The organism is Ruegeria arenilitoris (assembly GCF_013035425.1).
Taxonomy (GTDB): domain Bacteria; phylum Pseudomonadota; class Alphaproteobacteria; order Rhodobacterales; family Rhodobacteraceae; genus Ruegeria; species Ruegeria arenilitoris_A.
Map to the genome: position 1 here is coordinate 178,542 of NZ_WQHX01000003.1, position 19,310 is coordinate 197,851.

The 19,310-nt window shown below is 54.2% G+C and carries 26 protein-coding genes and 1 pseudogene; all 27 read left to right on the plus strand.

Annotated elements, in window-relative coordinates:
• Nucleotides 1-75 precede the first annotated feature (75 nt).
• The 27 genes and pseudogenes from GOV45_RS09910 to rplR all read left to right on the plus strand — a co-directional run bounded on the left by GOV45_RS09910 (nucleotide 76) and on the right by rplR (nucleotide 19,202).
• Nucleotides 76-2,424: a DNA topoisomerase IV subunit A gene (locus GOV45_RS09910; RefSeq protein ID WP_170476933.1), complete on the plus strand. Its 2,349-nt coding sequence runs from the start codon at nucleotides 76-78 to the stop codon at nucleotides 2,422-2,424.
• 55 nt (nucleotides 2,425-2,479) lie between these two features.
• Nucleotides 2,480-3,112 (plus strand): hypothetical protein, encoded by a 633-nt coding sequence (locus GOV45_RS09915; protein ID WP_254442635.1) that lies wholly within the window; start codon nucleotides 2,480-2,482, stop codon nucleotides 3,110-3,112.
• A 115-nt stretch (nucleotides 3,113-3,227) separates the two neighbouring features.
• On the plus strand, nucleotides 3,228-4,403 hold the full coding sequence (gene tuf, locus GOV45_RS09920) for an elongation factor Tu (protein ID WP_170476935.1): 1,176 nt from the start codon (nucleotides 3,228-3,230) through the stop codon (nucleotides 4,401-4,403).
• Between the two features lie 127 nt (nucleotides 4,404-4,530).
• Nucleotides 4,531-6,357: an amidohydrolase gene (locus tag GOV45_RS09925; protein WP_170476937.1), complete on the plus strand. Its 1,827-nt coding sequence runs from the start codon at nucleotides 4,531-4,533 to the stop codon at nucleotides 6,355-6,357.
• 44 nt (nucleotides 6,358-6,401) lie between these two features.
• Nucleotides 6,402-6,533: pseudogene (gene tuf / locus GOV45_RS09930) on the plus strand (elongation factor Tu); the annotation flags it as partial.
• Nucleotides 6,534-6,811: 278 nt separating this feature from the next.
• Complete coding sequence (gene rpsJ, locus GOV45_RS09935; protein WP_008756422.1) at nucleotides 6,812-7,126, plus strand: 30S ribosomal protein S10; 315 nt, start codon at nucleotides 6,812-6,814, stop codon at nucleotides 7,124-7,126.
• A gap of 18 nt (nucleotides 7,127-7,144) precedes the next feature.
• Nucleotides 7,145-7,879 (plus strand): 50S ribosomal protein L3, encoded by a 735-nt coding sequence (rplC, locus tag GOV45_RS09940; RefSeq protein ID WP_170476939.1) that lies wholly within the window; start codon nucleotides 7,145-7,147, stop codon nucleotides 7,877-7,879.
• A complete protein-coding gene (rplD, locus tag GOV45_RS09945) occupies nucleotides 7,876-8,493 on the plus strand; it encodes a 50S ribosomal protein L4 (protein ID WP_170476941.1) in 618 nt (205 codons plus the stop codon). Before rplC ends, rplD begins: the two co-directional genes overlap by 4 nt.
• Complete coding sequence (locus GOV45_RS09950; protein ID WP_010437040.1) at nucleotides 8,490-8,786, plus strand: 50S ribosomal protein L23; 297 nt, start codon at nucleotides 8,490-8,492, stop codon at nucleotides 8,784-8,786. The genes rplD and GOV45_RS09950 overlap by 4 nt, the downstream gene beginning before the upstream one ends.
• Before the next feature lie 152 nt (nucleotides 8,787-8,938).
• Nucleotides 8,939-10,489, plus strand: coding sequence for an alpha/beta hydrolase (locus GOV45_RS09955; RefSeq protein ID WP_170476942.1), 1,551 nt, complete (start codon nucleotides 8,939-8,941; stop codon nucleotides 10,487-10,489).
• Between the two features lie 260 nt (nucleotides 10,490-10,749).
• Complete coding sequence (rplB, locus tag GOV45_RS09960) at nucleotides 10,750-11,592, plus strand: 50S ribosomal protein L2 (RefSeq protein ID WP_170476944.1); 843 nt, start codon at nucleotides 10,750-10,752, stop codon at nucleotides 11,590-11,592.
• A 3-nt stretch (nucleotides 11,593-11,595) separates the two neighbouring features.
• On the plus strand, nucleotides 11,596-11,874 hold the full coding sequence (gene rpsS / locus GOV45_RS09965; RefSeq protein ID WP_010437056.1) for a 30S ribosomal protein S19: 279 nt from the start codon (nucleotides 11,596-11,598) through the stop codon (nucleotides 11,872-11,874).
• 3 nt (nucleotides 11,875-11,877) lie between these two features.
• Nucleotides 11,878-12,258 (plus strand): 50S ribosomal protein L22, encoded by a 381-nt coding sequence (gene rplV / locus GOV45_RS09970; RefSeq protein WP_008756532.1) that lies wholly within the window; start codon nucleotides 11,878-11,880, stop codon nucleotides 12,256-12,258.
• Nucleotides 12,258-12,965, plus strand: coding sequence for a 30S ribosomal protein S3 (rpsC, locus tag GOV45_RS09975; protein WP_170476946.1), 708 nt, complete (start codon nucleotides 12,258-12,260; stop codon nucleotides 12,963-12,965). Before rplV ends, rpsC begins: the two co-directional genes overlap by 1 nt.
• A gap of 12 nt (nucleotides 12,966-12,977) precedes the next feature.
• On the plus strand, nucleotides 12,978-13,391 hold the full coding sequence (gene rplP, locus GOV45_RS09980) for a 50S ribosomal protein L16 (RefSeq protein ID WP_170476948.1): 414 nt from the start codon (nucleotides 12,978-12,980) through the stop codon (nucleotides 13,389-13,391).
• A gap of 156 nt (nucleotides 13,392-13,547) precedes the next feature.
• Nucleotides 13,548-14,096, plus strand: a complete 549-nt coding sequence (locus GOV45_RS09985; RefSeq protein ID WP_170476950.1) for an amino acid synthesis family protein — start codon at nucleotides 13,548-13,550, stop codon at nucleotides 14,094-14,096.
• A gap of 51 nt (nucleotides 14,097-14,147) precedes the next feature.
• Nucleotides 14,148-14,768, plus strand: a complete 621-nt coding sequence (locus tag GOV45_RS09990; RefSeq protein ID WP_170476952.1) for a 2OG-Fe(II) oxygenase family protein — start codon at nucleotides 14,148-14,150, stop codon at nucleotides 14,766-14,768.
• A 131-nt stretch (nucleotides 14,769-14,899) separates the two neighbouring features.
• The gene (locus tag GOV45_RS09995) at nucleotides 14,900-15,595 is read left to right on the plus strand and encodes a hypothetical protein (protein WP_170476954.1); all 696 of its coding nucleotides are present in this window, start codon (nucleotides 14,900-14,902) and stop codon (nucleotides 15,593-15,595) included.
• A 205-nt stretch (nucleotides 15,596-15,800) separates the two neighbouring features.
• Nucleotides 15,801-16,007 (plus strand): 50S ribosomal protein L29, encoded by a 207-nt coding sequence (gene rpmC, locus GOV45_RS10000; protein WP_010437082.1) that lies wholly within the window; start codon nucleotides 15,801-15,803, stop codon nucleotides 16,005-16,007.
• A 4-nt stretch (nucleotides 16,008-16,011) separates the two neighbouring features.
• Nucleotides 16,012-16,242 carry a 30S ribosomal protein S17 gene (rpsQ, locus tag GOV45_RS10005; RefSeq protein WP_068340771.1) on the plus strand — a complete coding sequence of 77 codons (231 nt, stop codon included), beginning with the start codon at nucleotides 16,012-16,014 and terminating at the stop codon, nucleotides 16,240-16,242.
• A gap of 77 nt (nucleotides 16,243-16,319) precedes the next feature.
• Complete coding sequence (gene rplN / locus GOV45_RS10010) at nucleotides 16,320-16,688, plus strand: 50S ribosomal protein L14 (protein ID WP_068340767.1); 369 nt, start codon at nucleotides 16,320-16,322, stop codon at nucleotides 16,686-16,688.
• A 2-nt stretch (nucleotides 16,689-16,690) separates the two neighbouring features.
• A complete protein-coding gene (gene rplX / locus GOV45_RS10015) occupies nucleotides 16,691-17,002 on the plus strand; it encodes a 50S ribosomal protein L24 (RefSeq protein ID WP_170476956.1) in 312 nt (103 codons plus the stop codon).
• The gene (gene rplE, locus GOV45_RS10020; protein ID WP_170476958.1) at nucleotides 16,995-17,555 is read left to right on the plus strand and encodes a 50S ribosomal protein L5; all 561 of its coding nucleotides are present in this window, start codon (nucleotides 16,995-16,997) and stop codon (nucleotides 17,553-17,555) included. The genes rplX and rplE overlap by 8 nt, the downstream gene beginning before the upstream one ends.
• A 19-nt stretch (nucleotides 17,556-17,574) precedes the next feature.
• The gene (gene rpsN, locus GOV45_RS10025) at nucleotides 17,575-17,880 is read left to right on the plus strand and encodes a 30S ribosomal protein S14 (RefSeq protein ID WP_010437098.1); all 306 of its coding nucleotides are present in this window, start codon (nucleotides 17,575-17,577) and stop codon (nucleotides 17,878-17,880) included.
• 13 nt (nucleotides 17,881-17,893) lie between these two features.
• Complete coding sequence (gene rpsH, locus GOV45_RS10030) at nucleotides 17,894-18,286, plus strand: 30S ribosomal protein S8 (protein WP_068340741.1); 393 nt, start codon at nucleotides 17,894-17,896, stop codon at nucleotides 18,284-18,286.
• An 11-nt stretch (nucleotides 18,287-18,297) separates the two neighbouring features.
• Nucleotides 18,298-18,831, plus strand: a complete 534-nt coding sequence (gene rplF / locus GOV45_RS10035; protein ID WP_170476959.1) for a 50S ribosomal protein L6 — start codon at nucleotides 18,298-18,300, stop codon at nucleotides 18,829-18,831.
• An 11-nt stretch (nucleotides 18,832-18,842) separates the two neighbouring features.
• Nucleotides 18,843-19,202: a 50S ribosomal protein L18 gene (rplR, locus tag GOV45_RS10040; RefSeq protein ID WP_170476961.1), complete on the plus strand. Its 360-nt coding sequence runs from the start codon at nucleotides 18,843-18,845 to the stop codon at nucleotides 19,200-19,202.
• Nucleotides 19,203-19,310 lie beyond the last annotated feature (108 nt).

Consider the following 19,310-nt stretch of genomic DNA (forward strand, 5'->3'; position numbering starts at 1 on the left):
AAAGCGCGACTTACCTCAGCTAAAATATGTGTTGCTTGCTTTACCGCGGCGCTTTTGGGGCGTATCACATCATCTATGAATGATACGATTGACGACCCCAATATGGAGGCCCCTGATAACGGGGGCGAGGTAGCCGAGCCGCTGCGCCGCGCCATCGGTGAACGTTACCTGACATATGCGCTTAGCACGATTATGCACCGGGCGTTGCCGGACGCGCGAGACGGTCTGAAGCCTGTTCACAGGCGAATCCTCTATGCGATGCGCGAGCTTCGACTCAGCGCGACCGGGGGCTTCCGCAAGTCTGCCAAAATATCCGGTGACGTGATGGGTAACTATCACCCTCATGGCGACGCCGCTATTTATGATGCAATGGCGCGACTGGCGCAGGACTTTAACGTTCGCTACCCGCTGGTGGACGGGCAGGGAAATTTTGGCAATATCGACGGCGATAACCCTGCAGCCTCTCGGTACACCGAGGCGCGGATGACCATCGTAGCCGAAGCTTTGCTGGAAGGCTTGAATGAAGACGCGGTCGATTTCCGAGACAACTATGACGGTACGCTGACCGAACCTGTAGTTCTGCCTGCGCAGTTTCCTAACCTTTTGGCCAATGGCGCAAGTGGCATCGCCGTGGGCATGGCAACGAATATCCCGCCACATAATATTGCCGAATTGTGCGATGCATGCTTGCACCTGATAAAGACGCCGGATGCACGCGATGACACGTTGCTCAACTACGTGCCGGGTCCAGATTTCCCAACCGGCGGCGTAATAGTCGAACCGCCAGAAAGCATTGCACAAGCCTATCGAACCGGACGCGGGTCATTTCGGCTGCGCTGCAAATTCGAAGTAGAAGATCTGGGCCGTGGCCAATGGCAAATCATAGTCACCGAAATTCCGTATCAAGTTCAGAAATCCAAGCTGATTGAAAAGATCGCTGAGCTGATCCAAACCAAGAAAGTCCCCATACTGGCCGATGTTCGCGATGAATCCGCCGATGACATTCGACTGATCTTGGAGCCGCGATCAAAGAACGTGGATCCAGAGGTGTTGATGGGAATGCTTTACCGCAACTCGGATCTGGAAGTGCGGTTCAGCCTGAACATGAATGTTCTGATCGACGGTGTGACCCCAAAGGTCTGCTCGATGAAGGAAGTGTTGCGGGCATTCCTGGATCACAGGCAAGAGGTGTTGCAGCGTCGTTCGCGTCACCGGCTTGGCAAGATCGATCATCGGCTTGAGGTTTTGGAGGGCTTTATCGTCGCCTTCCTGAACCTTGATCGCGTAATTGACATCATCCGGTACGATGACGACCCCAAAGCCGCGCTAATGCGCGAAAATTGGGGCATTGACCATGTTCGGGCGACCAGCGAGGCCGACTATGTCTCGCCAGCGCCCGGTGAAGGCGAACTGTCCGAAGTTCAGGTCGACGCTATTCTAAACATGCGTCTGCGCAGTTTGCGCCGACTCGAAGAGATGGAGTTAATCCGCGAGCGCGACGCACTGATGGAAGAACGCGCCAATCTCGAAGATTTGCTCGCCGATCCGGGTTTGCAGTGGGCCAAAATCGCCGAACAGTTGAGGGAAACAAAGAAAACCTTTGGTAAGGACTATGAAGGTGGTGCCCGCCGCACTCGTTTTGCAGAAGCCGGCGAGGTAGAGGAAGTACCCCTTGAGGCGATGATCGACAAGGAGCCAATAACGGTCGTCTGTTCGCAAATGGGCTGGATACGCGCGATGACGGGCCACATCGACTTGTCGCGCGAGCTAAAATTCAAGGATGGCGACGGACCGCGATTTATTTTCCATGCTGAAACCACCGATCGACTTTTGGTTTTTGCTTCGAATGGGCGTTTCTACACGGTCAGCGCCGCCAATCTTCCCGGTGGGCGTGGTATGGGCGAACCGCTGCGCCTGATGGTGGATCTGCCAAACGAGGCGCAGATCATCGATATCCTGATACATACGCCGGGGCGCAAATTGCTGGTCGCGTCAGACTCGGGCAACGGCTTCATGGTGCCCGAGGACGATGTTTTGGCCCAAACCCGAAATGGCAAACAGGTGTTGAACGTCAAAGACAGTGAGACTGCGATGGTCTGCACACCTGTCGCGGGAGATCACGTCGCAGTAGTGTCGCAGAACGGCAAATTCTTGGTTTTCCCAACCGCCGAGCTGCCAGAGATGACACGCGGTAAAGGCGTGCGCCTGCAGAAGTACAACATGGCCCGAGGTCGTCAGGGCACTCTGGAACTGGATGGTGGGTTATCAGACATTACCACCTTTAACTGGGACGAGGGCTTGAAATGGTCTATGGGTGGCGAAAAAACACGACACGAAGCAGATATGGGCCAGTGGCTTGGTAAACGCGCGGGAGTAGGGAAAAAGCCACCCTACGGGTTCCCTCGGAGTTATAAATTTTCGTGATCATGTCACGGGTAAGGTGAAATTTTGCTGATACGGCTTGGCACAAGTCGCATCGATGAGCTACATCCACGTGATACAGGCAGATCGAGACGAGAAAATGTTGCGCATTCTAACCTTGATTACCGGACTGGCTCTTCTGAGTGCATGTTCCCAAACCCAAGTCTATGAAGCACCTGAATCTTTGGGCGAATTCAAACTACGCGTGAACTACGCTTATGCTGAAAAAGCAAAACAAGGACCTGTTTCCCGCGATGCAACCCCCAAGGAATGGGAAGATGCCATTCAAAATGCGGTAGATATTCGCCTTGGACGCTATGAAGGGGCTCAAGAGTACGACATTGGTATTAGTCTGGAAGGTTACATGCTGGCGCCGCCGGGAATCCCAGTGATTTACAACCCGAAAAGTACGGCGATTGTGTTGGTGAACGTTTATGACGTTGGGAAGAAAGAGTTTATCGCCAAGGCCAAGCAGTTCCAGGTGCTGGAAGACACCACCGGCGAAAGCGCACTTGCCGGGTCCGGTCATTCGCGCACGAGAGAGGAACAAATGAGCGGCCTTGCCCTCAAGGTTGCGGATCGCGTCGAAGAATGGCTGGCCGAGGAGCACAAGGACAATGGTTGGTTTGACAAACGTCCGGACCTAATTCAGCGACTGGAACCCGGGCAGGTTACGCTAAATCCTGCGTGACAGGCGCATTTCGGTCAGGATGTGCTTGATTTTCCCTTTTGAACCAAATATCCCGCGCGCGCAGATGTAACCACGGGACCAAGGGTCCCCCAAATTGCAAAAGGGCGCCTGAGGAATGGCAAAGGAAAAGTTTGAGCGTACGAAACCGCATGTCAACATTGGCACGGTTGGTCACGTTGACCACGGCAAGACGACGCTGACGGCAGCGATCACGAAGTATTTTGGTGATTTCAAGGCGTATGACCAGATTGACGGAGCGCCTGAAGAGAAGGCGCGTGGCATCACCATTTCGACTGCCCACGTTGAATATGAGACGGACGCGCGTCACTATGCCCACGTCGACTGCCCTGGCCACGCCGACTATGTCAAGAACATGATCACCGGTGCGGCCCAGATGGACGGCGCGATCCTGGTTGTGAACGCGGCTGACGGACCGATGCCGCAAACGCGTGAGCACATCCTGCTGGCGCGTCAGGTTGGCGTTCCAGCGCTGGTCGTGTTCATGAACAAAGTTGACCAGGTTGACGACGAAGAGCTGCTGGAGCTGGTGGAGATGGAAATCCGCGAGCTGCTGTCTTCGTATGAATTCCCGGGCGACGACATTCCGATCATTGCCGGTTCGGCTTTGGCCGCGATGGAAGGGCGTGACCCGGAAATCGGCGAAGAGAAGATCAAAGAGCTGATGGCGGCTGTGGATGAATATATCCCGACCCCCGAGCGCGCGGTTGACCAGCCGTTCCTGATGCCGATCGAAGACGTTTTCTCGATCTCGGGTCGTGGTACGGTTGTGACCGGTCGTGTTGAGCGTGGCGTTATCAACGTTGGCGACGAGATCGAAATCGTCGGTATCCGCGACACCAGCAAGACCACCTGCACCGGTGTTGAAATGTTCCGCAAGCTGCTGGACCGCGGCGAGGCAGGCGACAACATTGGCGCGCTGCTGCGTGGTATTGACCGTGACGGCGTTGAGCGTGGCCAGGTTCTGTGTAAGCCGGGCTCTGTGACCCCGCACACCAAGTTCGAAGCCGAAGCCTACATCCTGACCAAGGAAGAAGGCGGTCGTCACACGCCGTTCTTCGCGAACTACCGTCCGCAGTTCTACTTCCGTACGACTGACGTGACCGGCACCGTGACGCTGGCCGCTGGCACCGAGATGGTTATGCCAGGCGACAACGTCGGCTTCACGGTCGAGCTGATTGCGCCGATTGCGATGGAAGACGGCCTGCGTTTCGCCATCCGCGAAGGCGGCCGCACCGTCGGCGCCGGCGTTGTGTCGAAGATTATTGAATAATTCGTTTTAACGAACGACCAGACAGAAAGGGCGCCCTCCAAGGCGCCCTTTTTTTCAATTTCAACAAATCAGGCGGAGGTGTTAACCTTATTGCCATTAGTTAACGCAACAGGAAAGAGATCAGTTGATGAACTTTTCTTCGCTTTCACTCAGTCTTTTCGCATCATTATTTATTGCATCAACACCGGTGGTTTCCCAACAGGTTGCGGACCGCATCTATTCTGGTGGGCCGATCCTCACAATAGACGACGAGCGACCAACTGTAGAGGCAGTAGCGGTTAGGGACGGGCGCATACTGGCGGTTGGCGCGCAGGACGAAATCGCCGCGTACCAGGGCGACGGAACCGAACTCTTTGATCTCGAAGGGCGCACGATGCTGCCGGGTTTTGTTGATAGCCACGGGCATGTTGTCATGGGGGGGCTGCAGGCTCTTTCGGCAAATTTGCTTGCACCCCCGGATGGAAAGGTCACGGACATCTCCAGCCTGCAATCCACTCTCACTGAATGGGCCGCCGAAAATGCCAAAGCCGTTGAGAGCACCAAAATGATTGTTGGATTTGGTTACGACAACGCACAGTTAAAAGAGCTGCGCCACCCGACACGACAAGATTTAGACGCGGTTTCAGAAGATCTGCCTGTCATAATTATTCATCAATCTGGTCACTTGGGAGTCGCGAATTCAAGGGCGTTGGAAATTGCAGGGATAACGTCTTCGTCTGAAGCACCACCTGGCGGGGTTATTCAGCGGGATGCAGACGGAGAGCCAAACGGTGTGTTAGAGGAATACGCTTTCTTTTCCGTGCTTGTGCCATTGTTAGGCAACCTTGGTGAAGAAGGGTTGGTTGCGTTCGCGCAGGCGGGCAGCAAGCTTTGGGCAAGATATGGCTATACGACCGGACAAGAAGGCAGATCGTCGGGTCAAATTGTCGAAGCTCTGAGAAAAGTTGCGTCGACTGAGGGGCTTCCCATTGATGTTGTGGCCTTTCCCGATGTTTTGGAATCGCGTGAATTCATTGGTGCCAATGTCTCGCAAACTTATGACGATCGCGTGCGGGTCGGAGGATGCAAGCTGACGATTGATGGATCACCTCAAGGCTTTACCGCTTTGCGTGATCGTCCTTATTATGACCCCGTCGGCTCGTACCCGGCCGGATATGCCGGTTATGCGGCCATATCAATGGACCAGCTGCAGGATGCCGTAAACTGGTGTTTTGAAAACGGGTTTCAGATTCTGGTGCACTCGAACGGAGAAGGGGCTTCAGATATGCTGATCGCTGCCTTGGAAGTTGCCCAGATGAAGTTCGGTGACCCCGGCAACCGACCCGTTTTGGTTCACGGTCAATTCTTAAGAGAGGACCAAGTCGAAAGTTACAAGCGACTGGGTGTATTTCCTTCGATCTTTCCTATGCACACTTTCTATTGGGGGGATTGGCATCGAGATCATACTGTCGGCCCGGTGAACGCCGAAAACATCTCGCCATCTGGTTGGATTCGTCAGAGAGACATGATGTTTGGCACCCACCACGACGCGCCCGTCGCGCTTCCGGACAGTATGCGCGTGCTGGCGGCGACGGTGACCCGCAGAACGCGTTCGGGCGATATACTGGGACCTCACCAAAGGGTGGACGTTATGACGGCCTTGAAAGCCATGACAATCTGGCCCGCTTGGCAGCACTTTGAAGAAAAGGAAAAGGGTTCTATCGAAATTGGCAAAGTCGCGGATTTCGTAATCCTGTCAGATGATCCAACCGCTGTAGAACCGGAAAATCTGTCAGAGCTGCAGGTTCTGGTAACCGTAAAAGGCGACGAAGTCGTATATAAGGCCGAAGAAGGCGTTCGGGAAGGAAACTTGCATTTCTCACCATTTTCGAATGACCCGGTCCTAGCCCATGTTTTCCTTCATGCGATTTATCAGGGTATGCAGGTAGAAGACCCCTGGCTTGCGCGGAACTAGGCGGGGAGTGTTGTTACGGACGCTTGAGCAATTGATAAGGTCGAGTGCCTGTTAACAACTTGTTGTTCGGCATTGAGCTAAATACCTAGATCGCGATAGCAAACGATCTGCGCTTTGCGATCCGCGAAGGCGGCCGCACCGTCGGTGCGGGCGTTGTGCAAAAAATCATAGAGTAAGTTGACTCTACCTACTGGCGGGGGGCAGTTGCTCTGAAAAGCAGAAAAAAGGTGATCTCGCCGGTTATACCCTTGCATACGGAATAGGACCGAAGCGCAGTTGACTGTATAAGCAGGCTTCAATTCCCTCTTGCCAAACCGCACCAACCCCACTAATACGCGCGAGTTCTCAACAAGAACGTCAAGGCGGGGTGATTCCCGCCTTTTGGGTTCGATGAGGGTTGGCGATGCGCGTCTGTCCTCCTCTCAACTCCAACGCCTGATAAAAGGCTGTATCTATGCAAAGCCAAAACATCCGTATTCGGCTGAAGGCATTTGACTATCGCGTTCTGGATGCCAGCACGCAAGAGATCGTCAACACTGCCAAGCGGACCGGCGCGAACGTGCGCGGCCCAATCCCGCTGCCGAACAAGATTGAGAAGTTCACGGTTCTCCGTGGCCCTCACGTTGATAAGAAATCACGCGATCAGTTCGAGATCCGCACGCACAAGCGCCTGCTTGACATCGTTGATCCGACTCCCCAGACCGTGGACGCTCTGATGAAGCTCGACCTGGCTGCTGGTGTGGATGTCGAGATCAAGCTGCAGTCGTAAGATCGGAGGGTATAGATTATGCGCTCTGGTATTATCGCAAAAAAAGTTGGCATGACCCGCCTGTTCATGGAAGACGGAAAGCAGATCCCTGTGACCGTTCTTCACCTGGACAACCTGCAGGTCGTTGCACAGCGTACCACTGACAAAGACGGCTACACCGCTGTCCAGCTGGGTGCGGGTGCTGCCAAAGCAAAACGCACCTCAAAGGCCATGCGCGGTCATTACGCCGCTGCAAAGGTTGAACCCAAGCGTAAGCTGGCTGAGTTCCGTGTCTCCGAAGATGGCCTGATTGATGTGGGTGCCGAGATTTCGGCAGAACACTTCCTTGAAGGTCAGAAGGTTGACGTTTCGGGTACATCCATCGGTAAAGGCTTTGCTGGTGCGATGAAGCGTTGGAACTTCGGTGGTCTGCGCGCCTCGCACGGTGTTTCGATCAGCCACCGCTCGCACGGTTCGACCGGTCAGTGTCAGGACCCGGGCAAGGTGTTCAAGGGCAAGAAGATGGCCGGTCACATGGGTGCTGCCCGTGTAACCACCCAGAACCTGGAAGTCGTCAAAACTGATGCCGACCGGAACCTGGTCTTTATCAAAGGCGCTGTTCCCGGACCGAAATCGGGCTGGGTCACCGTCAAGGACGCGGTCAAAAAGAAAGCACCGGAAGGCCTGCCTTTCCCGGCTGCTGTTAAATCGGCTGCGACTGAGGCGACCGAAGCACCTGCGGAAGAAGTTCCCGCGGAAGGTGGTGAAGCATGAAACTTGATGTAATCAAACTGGACGGCAAAAAGGCCGGCAACATCGAGCTGGATGCAGAGCTGTTCGGTCTCGAACCGCGCGCGGACATCCTGCACCGAGTGGTCCGTTGGCAGCGCAATAACGCGCAGGCTGGCACCCACAAGGTAAAGACCCGCTCGGAAACCAGCTACTCGACCAAGAAGATCTATCGCCAGAAGGGCACGGGTGGCGCACGCCATGGTGACCGTAACGCGCCGATTTTCCGCAAGGGTGGTATTTACAAGGGCCCGACCCCTCGTTCGCACGGACACGACCTGCCGAAGAAGTTCCGCAAGCTTGGCCTGCGCCACGCTCTGTCGGCCAAAGCCAAAGCAGGTGAACTGGTTGTGATCGAGAACGCCGAAGCGGAAGGCAAGACCGCTGCTCTGGCCAAACAGGTTGCAAACCTGGGCTGGAAGCGCGCCTTGGTCATCGACGGGGCGACCGTGAACGAAGGTTTCCTTAAGGCGTCGCGCAACATCGAAGGTCTGGATATCCTGCCGTCGATGGGTGCAAACGTTTATGACATCCTCAAGCGTGACACTCTGGTGCTCACCAAAGCGGCTGTCGAAGCACTGGAGGCTCGTCTGAAATGAGCGCGAAGGCAGAACACTACGACGTGATCCGCAAGCCGGTCATCACCGAAAAGTCGACCATGGCGTCCGAAAACGGCGCGGTTGTCTTTGAAGTGGCGATCGACAGCAACAAGCCGCAGATCAAAGAGGCCGTTGAGGCACTGTTTGGTGTGAAGGTCAAAGCGGTGAACACCACCGTGACCAAAGGCAAGGTAAAGCGGTTCCGCGGCCAGTTGGGTCGTCGGAAAGACGTCAAGAAAGCATATGTGACCCTGGAAGAGGGTAACACCATCGACGTGAGCACCGGTCTCTGATCGAACCCGTCTTTGGAGAGAGATAAAGGCCCCCGCGCAAGCGGGGGTTTTTTTGTCGCCAAATCGTTGTCCGCTCGGGTCTCTGTTGACAGGTTGATCGGTGGATTCAATTATAGCGGGAGTTTGAGAATTCATTAAGTTTAAAGGATAAAATGGCAAACGAATGGCATGTAAGTTGGCTTAAGGAGGGAGTAGCGAACTGGAACTATCGTCGAAAGCGCGTAAAGTTTGCACCTGACCTTTCAGGAATACGGTTCTTCGATCTTCTGCCACCTGACTTTCGCGACGCACCTAAGACGTCTAGGTTTTTTGAGCGAATAGATCTTTCAGGTTCAGATCTTATTGGCGCTGATTTATCCGACCTCAACTTTGCGCGGGCAAAGTTTGACGGCGCGAATATGACAGAGGCCAATTTGAGCCTTTCGAATTTCTCCAGCGCGAGCTTTAGGGGCTCGAAACTATTGGGCGCACGCGCAAACAGTTCTTTGTTTGATGAAGCAAGGTTTGAGGACGCTGATTTAACGGGTGTAGACTTTTCATCGTCGTCTGCTCGTGGTGCCGTGTTTATCGCGGTCGAATTGACTTCTGTCCAATCAGAGCGGCTAGCCGTCAATTTAAATAGCGTTTTTACGTCAAGAGCAGCCTATCGCGCTGCGTTGAGTGAACGATCAGCTTCTTACTCATCAGAAAAGCAATCTGGCCAATTCAAAGAGGACAAGCGAACCGCCAAAAACAAATATGATGTGTTCTTCGGAACTAACAGGCAGCCTATCTTTGAGCGTGGAGTTCTCTCGGACTTCTCTGGAGAACATGACGATGAACTTCGTTTTGGTGTCTGTGAGGTTATAGTGCCCGAAGGACACAGAGTAGGGTCACTGGGTTCTTCGATATTTCGTAGATTGCTAAATTTGCAAGATGACAGGCTGCGTATGTCGCACCTTATTTCACTAAACGAGGAACTGTTTTTTGAGTTTGTGCGAACTGGCGCGAACAAAATGAAGATCAAACAAAAGCCAACAATCTTTGTCCACGGATACAATAACACGTTTGAAAATGCAGTGCTTCGTGCGGCTCAAATCGGTTACGATCTGGGAATAGGTCAAGGTGTTGGGCTGTTCAGTTGGCCATCCAAGGGAAAATTCTTAAGGTACAAAACAGATGAAGCTGCAGTGGAGGCGAGTAAGTATTTCCTGGCGGACTTCATAGAAAAGTTCGTTACATCAGGGGTTGGGCCGGGTGTGAATCTTGTTGCGCATAGCATGGGCTGTCGCTGCCTCTTGGGCGCTCTGGAAGTACTTTCAATTGATCGAAAGAGTGTACTCGGCGCTGTCGATCAGGTGATTTTGGCTGCCGCTGATGTTGACACAGCACTCATGCCGAATTTGGGAAAGCCAGCGGTCCTTGGAGCGAAAAGGGCGACTTCCTACATTTCAGACAGAGATAAGGCTTTGAAGCTCTCAGGTTGGCTACACAGTTTTCCGAGGGTGGGTATTACTCCTCCGACCTTTGTGATGAGCGGTTTGGACACAGTTCTCGTGAACAACTTGGACCTTGGTGATGCCCAGCATGGATATGTCGGGACGAGTCGCGCGGTTCTTGGAGATATTTTTGATCTTCTGAAAAAGGGGACGCCGCCAGATGATCGTTTCACAATTGAATCGATAAACTGGGGGGGAGTTAGCTATTGGCGACTAAAAGAGTAGCAAATTAGTGGTTGAAAACTCGCTAAGAATTATTGGAGTTGAAGCATCCATCCCTATAGACACCCACCCCCAACCCTGTTACATGCTCCCAATCTTGCGGCCTCGGATTCGTTCCGGGGCCTCTGATATTTGTAATCGGGGACCTTCGGGGCCCTATACCCTTGGCGCTCGGGTGATGTGTTTCCAAAGGAAACAGACTGGCGGGCGCCTGTCACATAGCGGGGAAATCCCTCGCACTTGCTAAACGGAAGACAGAAAGCATGGCACTCAAGTCGTACAAGCCGACGACGCCGGGCCAGCGCGGGCTGGTGCTGATCGACCGTTCGGAGCTTTGGAAAGGACGTCCGGTCAAGTCTCTCACAGAGGGTTTGACCAAATCGGGCGGCCGGAACAACACCGGACGGATCACTTCACGCCGCCGCGGCGGTGGCGCAAAGCGTCTCTACCGGATCGTTGACTTTAAACGGAACAAAATGGATGTCGCGGCGACCGTCGAGCGGATCGAATACGACCCGAACCGGACCGCATTCATCGCACTGGTAAAATACGAAGACGGCGAGCAGGCGTATATCCTGGCTCCGCAGCGTTTGGCGGTGGGTGACAAGGTCATCTCGTCGACAAAGGCGGACATCAAGCCGGGCAACGCAATGCCGTTCTCGGGCATGCCAATCGGTACAATTGTCCACAACATCGAGATGAAGCCTGGCAAAGGCGGTCAGATCGCGCGCGCGGCGGGTACGTACGCCCAGTTTGTTGGTCGCGATGGCGGCTACGCTCAGATCCGTCTGAGCTCGGGCGAGCTTCGCATGGTCCGTCAGGAATGCATGGCCACTATCGGTGCCGTATCCAACCCCGACAACAGCAACCAAAACCTCGGTAAAGCCGGTCGCATGCGCCACAAGGGCGTTCGTCCGTCGGTTCGTGGTGTTGCGATGAACCCGATCGATCACCCGCACGGTGGTGGTGAAGGTCGTACTTCGGGTGGCCGTACACCGGTTACACCATGGGGTAAGGATACCAAGGGTAAGCGTACCCGTAACAAGAACAAAGCGTCCCAGAAGCTGATTATCCGCTCGCGGCACGCCAAGAAGAAGGGACGTTAAACTATGTCTCGCTCTGTTTGGAAGGGCCCTTTCGTCGATGCTTACGTGCTGAAAAAAGCCGAAGCAGCGCGCGAGTCGGGCCGTAACGAAGTCATCAAAATTTGGTCGCGTCGTTCCACCATTTTGCCCCAGTTCGTGGGTCTGACCTTTGGTGTGTACAACGGCCATAAACATATTCCCGTAAACGTCTCGGAAGACATGATCGGTCAGAAGTTCGGTGAATACTCGCCGACCCGGACCTATTACGGTCACGCCGCAGACAAAAAAGCGAAGCGGAAGTAAGTCATGGGCAAGGAAAAGAACCCCCGCCGCGTGGCTGAAAACGAAGCAATGGCGAAAACCCGCATGCTTCGCACCAGTCCGCAGAAACTGAACCTGGTTGCGCAGATGATCCGCGGCAAGAAAGTTGAGAAGGCTTTGACCGATCTAACCTTCTCGAACAAGCGCGTCGCACAGGATGTGAAGAAATGCCTTCAGTCCGCAATCGCCAACGCCGAGAACAATCACAACCTGGACGTAGATGAGCTGATCGTTGCCGAGGCCTGGGTTGGCAAGAATTTGGTCATGAAGCGTGGTCGCCCGCGTGCCCGTGGCCGCTTTGGGAAAATCCTGAAGCCGTTCTCGGAGATCACCATCAAGGTGCGTCAAGTTGAGGAGCAAGCCTAATGGGACATAAAGTCAATCCGGTCGGCATGCGCCTTCAGGTGAACCGCACCTGGGACAGCCGTTGGTACGCAGATACCAAGGACTACGGAGATCTTCTGCTGGAAGACATCAAAATCCGTGAGTTCATTCAGAAAGAGTGTAAGCAGGCCGGTGTTGCCCGTGTGATCATCGAACGTCCGCACAAAAAGTGCCGCGTAACGATCCATACAGCGCGTCCGGGCGTCATAATCGGCAAGAAAGGTGCAGACATCGAAGTTCTGCGCAAAAAGCTTGCCCGCATGACTGACAGCGAACTTCACCTGAACATCGTCGAGGTGCGCAAGCCCGAGCTTGATGCGCAACTTGTTGCAGAGTCTATCGCTCAGCAACTTGAGCGCCGCGTTTCGTTCCGCCGCGCGATGAAGCGGTCGGTTCAGAACGCCATGCGCATGGGCGCACTCGGTATTCGCGTCAACGTTGCTGGCCGTCTGGGCGGTGCCGAAATTGCGCGGACCGAGTGGTACCGGGAAGGCCGCGTTCCTCTGCACACTCTGCGTGCAGATATCGATTACGCACATGCCGAAGCGATGACACCGTATGGGATCATTGGGATCAAGGTCTGGATCTTCAAAGGTGAGATCATGGAGCACGATCCGCAGGCACGTGACCGTAAAGCACAGGAACTCCAGGATGGTCCGGCGCCTCGCGGTGCAGGCGGCCGTCGTTAAGGAGGATTTGAGATGCTTCAACCAAAGCGTACAAAATTCCGCAAGATGCACAAAGGCCGGATCAAGGGCGAAGCCAAAGGTGGCTCTGATCTGAACTTTGGCACCTATGGACTTAAAGCATTGCAGCCTGAACGTGTGACTGCGCGTCAGATCGAAGCTGCGCGTCGTGCCATGACCCGTCATATGAAACGTCAAGGTCGCGTTTGGATCCGTATCTTCCCCGACACTCCGGTTACGGCAAAGCCGATCGAAGTTCGTATGGGTAAAGGTAAGGGTTCGGTCGATCGCTGGGCTTGCAAAGTCAAGCCGGGTCGCGTGATGTTCGAGATCGACGGTGTCAACGACGACATCGCTCGTGAGGCACTGCGTCTTGCGGCGATGAAGTTGCCGATCAAGACTCGCGTTGTGGTTCGCGAAGACTGGTAAGTAATTGGCGGCAACCCCGCTTGAAATTTGATGACCCCCGTCGGAGAGTCGGCGGGGGTTTTCTTTTTCGCCCGAACTCTGCGACCGGGCTGCGAATGGGATCGACGAACAACTGGCGCACGCTTAGGCTGCCAAGCAGCAATGTGAGAGGTTTCAATGTTTCAGCTGCGCAAAAAGGTTTTTCTCAAAGAAGTCGTTACGGCGGACCAATTGGGCCAGCCCTGCCCGCCAATCTACCGCGTGGCTGCCATGGCTGTTTTTCAAAACCCGTTATCTGGGAAATTCTCGGAGGACTTATCAGAGCTTTTTGAGATTGGTGGTGCCCTTGGTAAAGATCTTGCCGCAGAAGCAATAAGGCAACTAAACGGTGATCCGGTCTCATACGGAAAGGCCGCGATTGTGGGCATCAATGGTGACCTCGAACAGGGTGGGGCAGTGATACATCCCAGGCTTGGTGCTCCGATGCGCGCAGCGGCCGGCGGGGGTGAGGCAGTAATTCCTTCTAATGCCAAGCTTGGTGCACCGGGATGTGAAATCGACCTGCCGCTTGGTCATAAGGACAACCCTTGGTCGTTCGATCATTTTGACACAATGACTTTGAACATACCTGATGCGCCAAAACCTGACGAGATCGTGCTTTGCTTAGCCTACGCCGATGGTGGGCGACCTATTCCACGCTGCGGTAAAGGGCCCATAAACACGTAAACGCAGCTACATTGACTGGCGTTGGTGAAGGGGCTGGGTTATGCCCGGCTCATGGCACAAATTGAATCACTCTTCGTTACCCGTCTCTATCGCGCAGCTTTGTCTGAATTCGACCCCAAGATCGACAAGGAAGAGTTGGAAAGTTCCTGTCTTGTCATCGCTGAGGATGACGAGGCCGGGCAAGAATGGTGCGAGAAGAACGGTTATCCCGGATATACAAGTTATGCGTCTCTGACGGATTTGCCTTGGCGGTTTCCGATCTTCACAGATCTGGTTGCGTCACTGGACCGGCACGTCGCCGCATTCGCCAAGGATTTGGAGTTTGATCTGGGCGAAGGAAAGTTAAAGCTTGAGGATTTGTGGATCAACATCCTGCCCGAAGGCGGAATGCATTCCAGCCACATTCATCCGCACAGCGTGATTTCAGGCACGACCTATGTGGCGATGCCCGAAGGAACGAGTGCTTTGAAACTGGAAGACCCCCGCTCGGGCCGCATGATGGCCGCGCCGACTCGTCTGAAGGGCGCGCGGCGGGACTTGCGGCCGTTCATCTACATGCAGCCGCAGGTGGGTGAAGTTCTGCTGTGGGAAAGCTGGCTGCGCCACGAGGTGCCGATGAACATGGCCGAAGAAGAGCGGATTTCCGTGAGCTTTAATTATAAGTGGGAATAAGCGCGCCTTTAGAAGGTCGCACTGCGCATTTTCTCTGTCACCCAGTCTTGCAATTTAAACGAGAGCTTTTCTCGAAACAGTTTCGTGATAATCTGTATGCACTTTTTATGTGTTTATTACGGAGAATTGGAATGGAATTTTTTAAGCCACAATTGTCGATCAAGATTAACCCAAACCTAAAGTCGTATGATGTCGAGGCAACAGTAGTCGTACCTACCGGGTGCTATGTAAAGGTCGGAGCATCTGCTGGGGCACCTCCGGATCAATATACCCTTCCGGAAGTTGAGCCGATCACATTGGCGATAAAATCGACGGATGGTCCCTGTATTCAAGCCCCTCAAGTTTTGACCTTCAAAGTAAGATGGCTGCCGCTAACGATTGGCAAAACCACCGTCCTTGCATTTGTGACAGTCGATGGTGACGTGGTAGCAACGGGCTCTAAAAGAATAGTGAGCTTTTCAAACGACATTATTGCTTCTGCGGCGGACACAGCCTTACCCCCGCCCGGGTCTGGCATCGAAATAAATTCAGTTTCAGCATGGATAAACGCGCAACCGCCTCAACCTCCCAGTTTGATTGCGATCGTAAATGTTACAGCGCCATGCTTAAATTACGAGTTCACCTTTGATGACAAAGGACCTTTTGGAATTACGGGGAAAACCAGGCTTGTCGAATTGATTGCGACCCTTCCTGACGCATGCGACAGGGTCATTTTCGAAGGCCCTGTCAGATTTGAAACAGAGCTGGCGTCAAAGAACGAATTCGACTCGATCGCGATAGAGTTTGAAGGTGAGCTTTATCTCGATCCCTTGGAAATCGTAGTCTAAGTTTAATTGTCTTCGATGGGCGGGAAAGCCCATCGAAGCAAAAGGCTGAAACTTTCCCTTGCCACACTCACCCCAAACCCTTATACGGCGGCATCCTGCGGTCTCCCGGCGTTGTCGGGCGATTCGTATGTCTATCATTCATCCACCAGGTCAAAGGTGACCCTGTAAGGGGGCCTTCTGGTGTTTTGAGCAAAGGAAAAAGGCGATGAACGCCCAAGAACTGCGTGACAAGACCCCGGACCAGCTCCGCGAGGAACTGGCCAACCTGAAGAAAGAAAGCTTTAACCTGCGCTTTCAACAGGCAACCGGTCAGCTGGAAAACACAGCCGGTATCAAAGCGGCCCGCCGCAATGCTGCCCGTGTCAAAACCATTCTGAACGAAAAGGCCGCTGCTGCGGCATCCGAGGAGTAATCAGATGCCCAAGCGTATTCTGCAAGGCACCGTGACCAGCGACGCCAATGAACAGACCGTAACCGTATCAGTCGAGCGCCGCTTTACGCATCCGGTTCTGAAGAAAACCATTCGTAAGTCCAAAAAATATAGGGCTCACGATGAAAAGAACGCCTTCAAAGTCGGCGATACAGTCCGCATTATCGAATGCGCGCCGAAATCGAAGACGAAACGTTGGGAGGTTCTGGAAGCCTAGGGCGTCCGGAGCTTTTCCATTTGTCGAAACCCTGGGGGAACTAACTAGACCAGCCCCCACAGGTCGGGAGAAACCACATGATCCAGATGCAGACCAATCTGGATGTCGCTGACAACTCTGGCGCACGCCGAGTTCAGTGCATCAAGGTCCTGGGTGGTTCCAAGCGTAAATACGCTTCCGTTGGTGACGTTATCGTCGTCTCGGTGAAGGAAGCCATCCCACGCGGTCGCGTAAAGAAAGGTGACGTCCGCAAGGCCGTCGTCGTACGCACCGCTAAAGAAGTCCGTCGCGAAGACGGTACTGCGATCCGTTTTGATCGCAACGCCGCCGTCATCCTGAACAACAACAACGAGCCGATCGGTACCCGTATCTTTGGCCCCGTTGTTCGTGAATTGCGTGGCAAGAACTTCATGAAAATCATCTCGCTTGCCCCGGAGGTGCTGTAATCATGGCTGCTAAACTCCGCAAAGGCGACAAAGTTGTCGTGTTGGCCGGTAAGGACAAGGGCAAAGAGGGAACCATAACCTCTGTTGACCCAAAGGCCGGTAAGGCCGTTGTCGACGGTATCAACATTGCCATTCGCCACACACGCCAGACGCAGAACAGCCAAGGTGGCCGCCTTCCCAAGGCTTTGCCGATCGACTTGTCGAACCTGGCGCTGCTGGACAAGAACGGTAAAGCAACCCGCGTCGGTTTCCGCATGGAAGGCGAAAAGAAGGTTCGTTTTGCTAAGACAACGGGAGATGTAATCGATGCTTGACACCGCAAACTACACCCCGCGCTTGAAAACTCAGTATGCCGAAACCATCCGTCCTGCTTTGAAAGAAGAGTTCGGTTACAAGAACGACATGCAGCTTCCCAAGCTGGAAAAAATTGTTCTGAACATCGGTTGTGGTGCTGAAGCCGTCAAAGACTCGAAAAAAGCGAAAGCTGCGGTCGAAGACTTGACGGCGATTGCTGGCCAGCAAGCTGTATCCACCAAGGCGAAAAAGTCGATCGCGGGTTTCCGCGTCCGCGAAGATATGCCGCTGGGTGCCAAGGTTACCCTGCGCGGCGACCGGATGTACGAGTTCCTGGATCGTCTAATTACCATCGCGATGCCGCGTGTTCGTGACTTCCGCGGTGTTAAGCCTTCTTTCGATGGTCGAGGCAACTTTGCCATGGGCATGAAAGAGCACATCGTTTTCCCTGAAATCGACTTCGACAAAGTCGACGAGGTCTGGGGCCTGGATATCGTAATTGCCACCACAGCGAAAACCGACGCTGAAGCAAAGGCACTGTTGAAGCATTTCAACATGCCGTTCAACGCATAAGCGCCGGGAGGATTGAGACATGGCTAAGAAAGCAATGATCGAACGCGAGAAAAAGCGCGAACGCCTGGTGGCCAAATACGCCGCAAAGCGTGCCGAGCTGAAAGAAATCGCTAATGACGAGAGCAAGCCGATGGAAGAGCGTTTCAAAGCGCGTCTGAAACTGGCGAAACTGCCGCGCAACAGCTCGGCTACCCGTCTGCACAACCGCTGTCAGCTGACCGGTCGTCCCCACGCTTATTACCGTAAGCTTAAGGTCAGCCGTATCGCGCTGCGCGAGCTGGGTTCTGCTGGTCAGATCCCCGGCATGGTGAAATCGAGCTGGTAAGGGAGACATAGATATGAACGATCCTATCGGCGATATGCTCACCCGTATCCGCAATGCGCAAATGCGCGGAAAGTCCACTGTTTCTACCCCGGCTTCAAAGCTGCGCGGTTGGGTATTGGACGTGCTGGCGGACGAAGGTTATATCCGTGGCTATGAAAAGACGACCGGTGAAAACGGTCATCCAGCCATCGAAATCAGCCTGAAATACTACGAAGGCACCCCTGTCATTCGCGAACTGAAGCGGGTTTCCAAGCCCGGTCGCCGTGTTTACATGGGCGTCAATGACATCCCGCAGGTCCGTCAGGGTCTGGGCGTGTCGATTGTCAGCACTCCGAAAGGTGTGATGTCGGACGCAAACGCTCGCTCCAACAATGTTGGCGGCGAAGTGCTCTGCACCGTCTTCTAAGGAGGTCTGCAATGTCTCGTATTGGTAAAAAACCGGTCGAGTTACCCAGCGGTGTTACCGCCACTGTGTCCGGCCAGACCATCGAAGTGAAGGGCCCGAAAGGCTCCCGCAGCTTCACCGCCACCGACGATGTAACGCTGTCAGTTGAAGACAACGTGGTCAAAATCGATCCGCGCGGCATGTCCAAGCGCGCGCGCCAACAGTGGGGCATGAGCCGCACTATGGTCGCAAATCTTGTTGAAGGCGTGACCAACGGCTTCAAGAAGGAACTTGAGATTCAGGGTGTTGGTTACCGGGCGCAGATGCAAGGCAATACCTTGAAGCTGAACCTTGGCTACAGCCACGACGTTGATTTCGTTGCTCCGGACGGCGTGACCATTACGGCACCGAAGCAAACCGAGATTGTTGTCGAAGGTATCGACCAACAACAAGTTGGTGAAGTTGCCGCAAAAATCCGCGATTGGCGCCGCCCCGAGCCGTATAAAGGCAAGGGCATCCGCTATAAGGGCGAGTTCATCTTCCGCAAGGAAGGCAAAAAGAAGTAAGGACGCAAACAATGGCAAACAGCAAAAGAACCCTGTTTCTGAAGCGCCGCCTGCGCGTTCGGAACAAACTTCGCAAAGTCAACGCGGGTCGGCCGCGTCTGTCTGTGCATCGGTCAAACAAGAACATCTCCGTTCAGTTGATCGACGACGTACGTGGCGTGACGCTAGCCTCCGCCTCGACCCTGGAAAAAGATCTGGGTGTTGTTGGCAAGAACAACGTCGAAGCGGCCGCCAAAGTGGGCGCAGCGATCGCCGAGCGCGCCAAGAAAGCAGGCGTCGAAGAAGCCTATTTCGACCGTGGTGGCTTCCTGTTCCACGGCAAAGTGAAGGCTGTCGCCGACGCTGCGCGTGAAGGTGGTCTGAAGATCTAAGACTTGCGGGCGGGTTTCGATCCGCCCCGATGATCCGGGGGCTTCGGCAGCAGTCGGGGCTCACTTGGATTGAATAAAACAGCGCTGATGCGCCTCTAGAGAAAAGGG

Bases quoted from the DNA above. Each gene is read 5' to 3' on its own strand.
- GOV45_RS09910 (WP_170476933.1), top strand. From the start codon at position 76: ATGAATGATACGATTGACGACCCCAATATGGAGGCCCCTGATAACGGG.
- GOV45_RS09915 (WP_254442635.1), top strand. From the start codon at position 2,480: ATGAGCTACATCCACGTGATACAGGCAGATCGAGACGAGAAAATGTTG.
- tuf (WP_170476935.1), top strand. From the start codon at position 3,228: ATGGCAAAGGAAAAGTTTGAGCGTACGAAACCGCATGTCAACATTGGC.
- GOV45_RS09925 (WP_170476937.1), top strand. From the start codon at position 4,531: ATGAACTTTTCTTCGCTTTCACTCAGTCTTTTCGCATCATTATTTATT.
- rpsJ (WP_008756422.1), top strand. From the start codon at position 6,812: ATGCAAAGCCAAAACATCCGTATTCGGCTGAAGGCATTTGACTATCGC.
- rplC (WP_170476939.1), top strand. From the start codon at position 7,145: ATGCGCTCTGGTATTATCGCAAAAAAAGTTGGCATGACCCGCCTGTTC.
- rplD (WP_170476941.1), top strand. From the start codon at position 7,876: ATGAAACTTGATGTAATCAAACTGGACGGCAAAAAGGCCGGCAACATC.
- GOV45_RS09950 (WP_010437040.1), top strand. From the start codon at position 8,490: ATGAGCGCGAAGGCAGAACACTACGACGTGATCCGCAAGCCGGTCATC.
- GOV45_RS09955 (WP_170476942.1), top strand. From the start codon at position 8,939: ATGGCAAACGAATGGCATGTAAGTTGGCTTAAGGAGGGAGTAGCGAAC.
- rplB (WP_170476944.1), top strand. From the start codon at position 10,750: ATGGCACTCAAGTCGTACAAGCCGACGACGCCGGGCCAGCGCGGGCTG.
- rpsS (WP_010437056.1), top strand. From the start codon at position 11,596: ATGTCTCGCTCTGTTTGGAAGGGCCCTTTCGTCGATGCTTACGTGCTG.
- rplV (WP_008756532.1), top strand. From the start codon at position 11,878: ATGGGCAAGGAAAAGAACCCCCGCCGCGTGGCTGAAAACGAAGCAATG.
- rpsC (WP_170476946.1), top strand. From the start codon at position 12,258: ATGGGACATAAAGTCAATCCGGTCGGCATGCGCCTTCAGGTGAACCGC.
- rplP (WP_170476948.1), top strand. From the start codon at position 12,978: ATGCTTCAACCAAAGCGTACAAAATTCCGCAAGATGCACAAAGGCCGG.
- GOV45_RS09985 (WP_170476950.1), top strand. From the start codon at position 13,548: ATGTTTCAGCTGCGCAAAAAGGTTTTTCTCAAAGAAGTCGTTACGGCG.
- GOV45_RS09990 (WP_170476952.1), top strand. From the start codon at position 14,148: ATGGCACAAATTGAATCACTCTTCGTTACCCGTCTCTATCGCGCAGCT.
- GOV45_RS09995 (WP_170476954.1), top strand. From the start codon at position 14,900: ATGGAATTTTTTAAGCCACAATTGTCGATCAAGATTAACCCAAACCTA.
- rpmC (WP_010437082.1), top strand. From the start codon at position 15,801: ATGAACGCCCAAGAACTGCGTGACAAGACCCCGGACCAGCTCCGCGAG.
- rpsQ (WP_068340771.1), top strand. From the start codon at position 16,012: ATGCCCAAGCGTATTCTGCAAGGCACCGTGACCAGCGACGCCAATGAA.
- rplN (WP_068340767.1), top strand. From the start codon at position 16,320: ATGATCCAGATGCAGACCAATCTGGATGTCGCTGACAACTCTGGCGCA.
- rplX (WP_170476956.1), top strand. From the start codon at position 16,691: ATGGCTGCTAAACTCCGCAAAGGCGACAAAGTTGTCGTGTTGGCCGGT.
- rplE (WP_170476958.1), top strand. From the start codon at position 16,995: ATGCTTGACACCGCAAACTACACCCCGCGCTTGAAAACTCAGTATGCC.
- rpsN (WP_010437098.1), top strand. From the start codon at position 17,575: ATGGCTAAGAAAGCAATGATCGAACGCGAGAAAAAGCGCGAACGCCTG.
- rpsH (WP_068340741.1), top strand. From the start codon at position 17,894: ATGAACGATCCTATCGGCGATATGCTCACCCGTATCCGCAATGCGCAA.
- rplF (WP_170476959.1), top strand. From the start codon at position 18,298: ATGTCTCGTATTGGTAAAAAACCGGTCGAGTTACCCAGCGGTGTTACC.
- rplR (WP_170476961.1), top strand. From the start codon at position 18,843: ATGGCAAACAGCAAAAGAACCCTGTTTCTGAAGCGCCGCCTGCGCGTT.